Source organism: Janthinobacterium sp. ROICE36, from assembly GCF_002869965.1.
Classification (GTDB): domain Bacteria; phylum Pseudomonadota; class Gammaproteobacteria; order Burkholderiales; family Burkholderiaceae_D; genus Janthinobacterium.
Genome location: NZ_PEBS01000067.1, coordinates 23,241 through 29,749 on the forward strand (window position 1 = coordinate 23,241; position 6,509 = coordinate 29,749).

6 protein-coding genes are annotated in these 6,509 nt (G+C 60.3%); 2 read left to right on the forward strand and 4 right to left on the reverse strand.

Annotation, left to right across the window (positions count from 1 at the left end):
* Positions 1-9: 9 nt before the first annotated feature.
* The 4 genes from prpC to CSZ94_RS21960 all read right to left on the reverse strand — a co-directional run bounded on the left by prpC (position 10) and on the right by CSZ94_RS21960 (position 3,085).
* A complete protein-coding gene (gene prpC, locus CSZ94_RS21945; protein ID WP_071076692.1) occupies positions 10-1,164 on the reverse strand; it encodes a bifunctional 2-methylcitrate synthase/citrate synthase in 1,155 nt (384 codons plus the stop codon).
* 69 nt (positions 1,165-1,233) lie between these two features.
* Positions 1,234-2,121 (reverse strand): methylisocitrate lyase, encoded by an 888-nt coding sequence (prpB, locus tag CSZ94_RS21950; protein WP_096236075.1) that lies wholly within the window; start codon positions 2,119-2,121, stop codon positions 1,234-1,236.
* 355 nt (positions 2,122-2,476) lie between these two features.
* Positions 2,477-2,725 carry a hypothetical protein gene (locus tag CSZ94_RS21955; protein ID WP_096236077.1) on the reverse strand — a complete coding sequence of 83 codons (249 nt, stop codon included), beginning with the start codon at positions 2,723-2,725 and terminating at the stop codon, positions 2,477-2,479.
* A gap of 123 nt (positions 2,726-2,848) precedes the next feature.
* Entirely contained in the window at positions 2,849-3,085 is a 237-nt protein-coding gene (locus CSZ94_RS21960) for a hypothetical protein (protein WP_102123469.1), read from the reverse strand.
* Positions 3,086-3,262: 177 nt separating this feature from the next.
* Here CSZ94_RS21960 and CSZ94_RS21965 point away from each other — a divergent pair, with 177 nt between their 5' ends.
* Together CSZ94_RS21965 and CSZ94_RS21970 are read left to right on the forward strand one after the other, a co-directional pair.
* Positions 3,263-4,120: an MBL fold metallo-hydrolase gene (locus tag CSZ94_RS21965; protein WP_102123470.1), complete on the forward strand. Its 858-nt coding sequence runs from the start codon at positions 3,263-3,265 to the stop codon at positions 4,118-4,120.
* A 139-nt stretch (positions 4,121-4,259) separates the two neighbouring features.
* Positions 4,260-6,416: a T6SS effector phospholipase Tle3 domain-containing protein gene (locus tag CSZ94_RS21970; RefSeq protein WP_102123471.1), complete on the forward strand. Its 2,157-nt coding sequence runs from the start codon at positions 4,260-4,262 to the stop codon at positions 6,414-6,416.
* The last annotated feature ends 93 nt before the right edge of the window (positions 6,417-6,509 follow it).

The following is a 6,509-nucleotide window of genomic DNA, read 5'->3' on the forward strand; positions in this document are numbered from 1 at the left end:
CGGTGCTCATTATTTGCGATCCTTGATCGGCACAAATTCCAGGTCTTCCGGGCCCACGTAATTGGCGCTCGGGCGGATGATCTTGTTGTCGATGCGCTGCTCGATAATGTGGGCGGCCCAGCCCGAGGTGCGCGAAATGACGAACAGCGGCGTAAACATCGCCGTCGGCACGCCCATCATGTGGTACGACACGGCCGAAAACCAGTCCAGGTTAGGGAACATGTTCTTGATTTCCCACATGACCGATTCCAGGCGCTCGGCGATGTCGAACATTTTTGTGGAACCCGCTTCCTGCGACAGCGAACGCGCCACTTCCTTGATGACTTTATTGCGCGGATCGGAAATCGTGTAGACGGGGTGGCCGAAGCCGATCACCACTTCCTTGTTGGCCACGCGCTCGCGGATGTCCGCTTCCGCTTCGTCGGCATTGTCGTAGCGCTTCTGGATGTCCAGCGCCACTTCGTTCGCGCCGCCGTGTTTCGGGCCGCGCAGTGCGCCGATGGCGCCCGTGATGGCCGAATGGATGTCCGAACCCGTGCCGGCGATGACGCGGCTGGTGAAGGTGGAAGCGTTGAATTCGTGTTCCGCGTACAGGATCAGCGAGGTGTGCATGGCTTTTTCCCACGACGCCGACGGCTTTTCCCCGTGCAGCAGGTGCAGGAAGTGGCCGCCGATCGAGTCGTCGTCCGTTTCCACCTCGATGCGCTTGCCGTTATGGCTGTAGTGGTACCAGTACAGCAGCATGGAGCCGAACGACGCCATCAGGCGGTCGGCGATGTCGCGCGCGCCCGGCGCGTTATGGTCGTCTTTTTCCGGCAAGGTACAGCCCAGCACGGACACGCCAGTACGCATCACGTCCATCGGGTGGGCGGCGGCTGGCAGCGCTTCCAGGGCCGACTTGACGGCCGACGGCAAGCCGCGCAAGGACTTCAATTTGGCCTTGTAGCCTTTCAGTTCGGCCGCCGTGGGCAGCTTGCCGTGCACCAGCAGGTAGGCGATTTCCTCGAATTCGCAGCTGTCGGCCACGTCCAGGATGTCATAGCCGCGGTAGTGCAAATCGTTGCCGGTCTTGCCGACCGAGCACAGCGCCGTGTTGCCGGCGGTAACGCCGGACAGGGCGACGGATTTTTTAGGCTTGAAAGTAGCGACTTGCGGTGCGGTCATTGTGTTCTCCAAATTGAATAGTCTCGGGTGCGTCACTGCGGGACCGGCGTGCGGTCCCTGCTTCTTTACTTATTTCTTTTGCGCGGCAAACAGCGCGTCCAGTTTTTGCTCGAAGTCGTGATAATTGATCGATTCATACAGCTCCATGCGCGTCTGCATGGTGTCGACGACATTCTTTTGCGTGCCGTCGCGGCGCAGCGCGCGGTAGACGTTGTCGGCAGCCTTGTTCATGGCGCGGAAAGCCGACAGCGGGTACAGGGCCAGGCCCACATGGGCGCTGCGCAGTTCGTCCAGCGTGAACAGCGGCGTGGAACCAAATTCCGTGATGTTGGCCAGGATAGGCACATTGACGGCCTTGGCGAACGTGGCGTACATGTCCAGGTCCGTGATGGCTTCCGGGAAGATCATGTCGGCGCCCGCCTCGACGCAGGCGACGGCGCGTTCCAGTGCCGCTTCCAGGCCATCGACGGCCAGCGCATCGGTGCGCGCCATGATGACGAAGTTGGGGTCCGTGCGCGCATCGACGGCCGCCTTGATACGGTCCACCATTTCTTCCTTGCTGACGATTTCCTTGCCCGGACGGTGGCCACAGCGCTTGGCACCTACCTGGTCTTCGATGTGCAGGCCGGCAGCGCCGAACTTGATCATCGATTTCACGGTGCGCGCCACGTTGAAGGCGGATGAACCGAAGCCCGTGTCGGCATCGACCAGCAGCGGCAGGTCGCACACGTCGGTGATGCGGCGGATATCGGTCAGCACGTCGTCCAAGCTGGAAATGCCCAAGTCGGGCAAGCCCAGCGAGCCGGCCGCGACACCGCCGCCGGACAAATAAATGGCTTTATAACCGGCGCGCTTGGCCAGCAAGGCGTGGTTGGCGTTGATGGCGCCGACGACTTGCAACGGAGATTCTTCCTGGACGGCCTTGCGGAATGCGGCACCTGCGGAGTATTGAGTCATGTGTTCACCTTATGGGATTCGGGTCGTCCCGAATGTTTCATGGACTTGCTATGAACATCAGTATTGCAAGTGCCGTGCCAGGGCCGCGCGGATACCCGGAAAGTACGCCTATGCACAGTGAACTAAGGGGAAAACGGCCCGCCAGCAGCGTGCGTGCAGTGTCACGCAAGGGAACAGCGATGTCACGATGGAGGTCAGCGATGTTTCAATAATGTTTCAAACGTTTCATATGAAACATCATATTGAACCATGCAACAGGCTCTGAAATACCTGGCTGGACGCAGACCTTGCAGCGCGCCACATGCAAAACAGCCGGCGGGCGCCGGCTGCAGGAACGCAATGAGACTGAAAAAAACTAGGCCAGGCGCACCAGCGGGTTGGCGATGATGTTGTCGATCTGGCGCACGGCTTCTTCGCAGGCGGCGGCAATCGCGCCATCCTCGTCGTCGCGCACGAACTGCATGGTCGAGCCTTCGAACACTTCCAGGCCTTCCGCGGTGGCGCGTTCGATGTCGCAACTGGCCGACCATTTTCCGTCGGTGGTGGGCACGGCCAGGGGAACGATTTCCCAGCCTTTATAGTGAATTTTAGAACTGTTTTCCATGGGGTGCCTCCTTGTGACTGACTCAATAGTGGAAAGCGTAGCATGAAGCGCGACCGCTAGCGACGTGTTTCACGCGCCAGCGTGCTGTCACGCTGACTTTCGGGCTAAACGATTTACGCTGATTCAAGGACGCAGCAGATTATCTACTTCTGTCCTGGCCACTTCTATGCCGGCCGTGCAAGCCGTCTCGGGCGCCGCGTAGCCGCCCAGGGTGCGGCTGCGCGTGATCGCTTGCGCCGCGCTCTCGCCCTCGCGCTGCAGGTGGTAGGTAAAATCCCATAAATCGTCGTTGTCCTTTTGCGGGGTCACGGAAATCGTAAAACCTCGGTACTGTTCGCTGCGTGCAATGATATCGTTCATGAATTCCTCCTTGTCTGAATGAGGTTACCACGCAGCAAGCGCCAGGGCGCGCACGACTGCAACGTGTCCAGGCATGCCCGCTTATCTGTTTTTCGCATGTTCAATGTCAATTCTCACCATTTTTTTAGCCCACTCTGGCGATATAATGCCCTTCCCTGTCCGTACTTTGCCGCCGCGATGACTCCACAAATCCAAGCTTTCTTCGACCCCGCCACCGCCACCGTCACCTATGTTGTGTACGCAGCGGATGGCCTGGACTGCGCCATCATCGATTCCGTGCTCGACTACGACCCGAAGGCGGGCCGCACCTCGACCACGTCGGCCGACAAGGTGATCGCCTTCGTGCGCGAACACGGCTTGCAATGCCGCTGGCTGCTGGAAACCCACGCGCACGCCGATCATCTCTCCGCCGCGCCCTATCTGCAGCAACAACTGGGCGGCGACGTGGCCATCGGCGCTGCCATCCAGACGGTGCAGCAAGCCTTCGCCGCCGTCTACCACCAGGCTGACGCCAAGGCCGACGGCTCGCAGTTCGACCAGCTGTTCGCGCCCGACCAGGTGTTCCATATCGGCAAGCTGGAAGTGCGCGCCCTGCACGTGCCCGGTCATACGCCGGCCGACCTGGCTTACCAGATCGGCGATGCCGTCTTCGTCGGCGACACCCTGTTCATGCCAGACGTGGGTTCGGCCCGCTGCGACTTTCCAGGCGGCTCCGCGTCCCTGCTGTACCGCTCCGTGCAACGCCTGCTGGCGCTGCCGCCGCAAACGCGGCTGTTCATGTGCCACGACTACCCGCCCAACGGCCGCGCGCCACGCTGGGAAGTGACGGTGGCCGAACAGCGCGCCAGCAACATCCACTTGCACGACGGCATCTCGGAAGAACAATTCGTGGCCATGCGCACGGGCCGCGACGCCACGCTCGACATGCCGACATTGATCTTGCCCGCCATCCAGGTCAATATCAACGCGGGAAAACTGCCCGAGCCGGAAGACAACGGCGTGCGCTACCTCAAAATACCGCTGAACGCGATCTGATTTCCCCGGCGCTTCGGCCCGCCGCACCGCCTTTCTTGACACCACGCAAGTTCTACCCCGGGCAATCCGCTTACAGTGCAGATTGCCTAGGTTCACTTGGGCGCCGCTTTTTCCTGATTAACACTGAGGGAGCGCACGCATGGTTTCCGACGACACGCCAGGCGCTGACTGCATGCTGCTGGCCGAAGCCGAAGGCACAACATTGTTCAGCCACGCGCTGCTCAAGGCCGTCACGCGATTGCCGCGTCCCGGCATCGTCATCTTTGTGCACGGCGTCAATTCCGACGGTGAATGGTATGAGCAAGCCGAGCAAGGCCTGTGCGACGACCTGAATACGCGCCTGAAACGCCGCGATGAGGACCTGACAATCCCCGGCCCGGCCTCCGGGCAGATGCAGGCCGCCACTTACGCGCGCGAATTGACGGACGACGGTTTCCTCAATCCCAAGCGCAACGCCACAACCTTCCTGCAGGCGGACGACGCCAATTCGCCCGTGATCCGCTTTCGCTGGGGCTACAAGGCCAACGGCGAGGAATTGCAGGCATTTGGCGACGGCATCTATCTCAACGAAAAGAATGACTGGGGCGGCGGACCGTTCGCGAACGGCTGCAGCGCCCTGCCTGACCTGTGGGGCCAGGGCTTGTCCGAGGAACTGTTCCTGTGGATGCATATCCAGCACATGAACCCGACGAATGACCGGCAAGTGTATGCCTGCCCGCCGCGCCCGTATTTCGTGTTTGCCGCCTGGCGCCTGGCGCGGCTCGTCCAATCGATACGCGCTTGCCAGCACGACGCGCCCGTCACCATCGTCTGCCATAGCCAGGGCAATATGGTGGCCATGGCGGCCGCCTTTCTCGGTGAAAGGCTGGGGCCGTCCGCCGTGGCCGACAGTTATGTGCTGTGCAATCCACCCTACAGCCTGCTCGATAGCAATTTTACGGAAAACTGGGTCAGCGGCCATTTGAAGGATGAGCATGGCAACACGGGCCGGCAAAAGTATGAAGCCCGCACGCAAACCTTGAAAGCGTTTTTCAACATCTTGCGCACCCGCTCGGCAATGCAGCAGGATGCCGCCTTTGTCGACGAGTGCAGCGCCAATCGCAAGCCTGAACGCAAGCACAGCTATACGGCCGCGTTCGACCGCGCAGACTACGGTTTGCATGGCTCCACCTATGGCCGGGTCACCCTGTATTTCAATCCGCATGACCAGGTGATTTCGGCCACCCCCGTGCAGGGCATAGGCTGGCGCGGCATGTCGGCGCAGGAAATTGCCGAGTCGGGCGGCGAAGGCGTCTTCACCCAGCGCGTGTTTGCGCAAAATCACCTTGTCGGCCTGGAAAATGAAAAGGACTACAATATCTGGCAGCACAATGGCCAACCCTTGACGCCGGGCAGCCTCGATTTCTGGCACCCGCGTTCGCTGGTCGCCGAGTACTCGATTGAAAAGGGCATGCGGGCCAGCAAAGGCATCGGGCGCAAGATACTGACCTTTTTGTTCGCGCCCATCGCCATCATTCTCGCCAAGGCTGCCGGCACGCGCATCAACGCCCTGCCGCCCAAGTCCTGGCGGCTGCCGATGAAGGCGCCCAAGCTGCCCGAGGCATTCCTGCCGCACTCGAAGCGCTTTGCCGACATCAGCGATCAGTTTGACGAAGGCTGCGATTCCCCGGCCGACTCCCTGCACAAGGACCGCGCCGCCGAAGCCGATGGCGCGTATGCGCCCTACCGTTCCCAGGGCAAGGGCAATGCGCAAACCGAGGCGGCGCTGCGCTACGAACAGAACGCCATGCTGCGCATGCAGGCCAGGCGCGACGGCTTGGTCGAAAAAGGCAAGCCTGTGACGGCGGTGGACAAGCCGGAGGAGGCTAGCAAGGAATTCAATGCCTGGCGCAAGAACGAAATTCAGACCTACCTGGCCGCCAACATCGACACCCACGCCACCGATCACTCGACCATCATGACCAATCCCGAGCATGCGCAGAAGGCGCTGGCGTATGACGTGGCGGTGGGCGTGTGCACGATCAGGCAGGAGGCGTTGCGCGAATTAAGGGTTGCGGCGGATTGGCAAATACTAAAAGGACTGGAGAATACCGACAAAAACAAAGAATTTTTCGAGTATTACAACAAGGGGAAATTTAAAGGTGTACCTCTGTTTGAATGGGCAAATGATAAAAATAGCCCCGCCAAAAAGCCAGAAAGCATCATAGACGAGCGTCAGAACGCCAGACCTGCCGACCCTTCCACCAACTTTGCGCTGAGGACTATAGTGGATCCCGAATCTGAGACGATGGTTTAAGCTGTGGTCCGTGAAAGGATGACAGCAAATGAGTGAAGGTAAAAAACGTCGGGTACACACGGCCGAGTTCAAGGCGAAGGTCGGTCTGGAGGC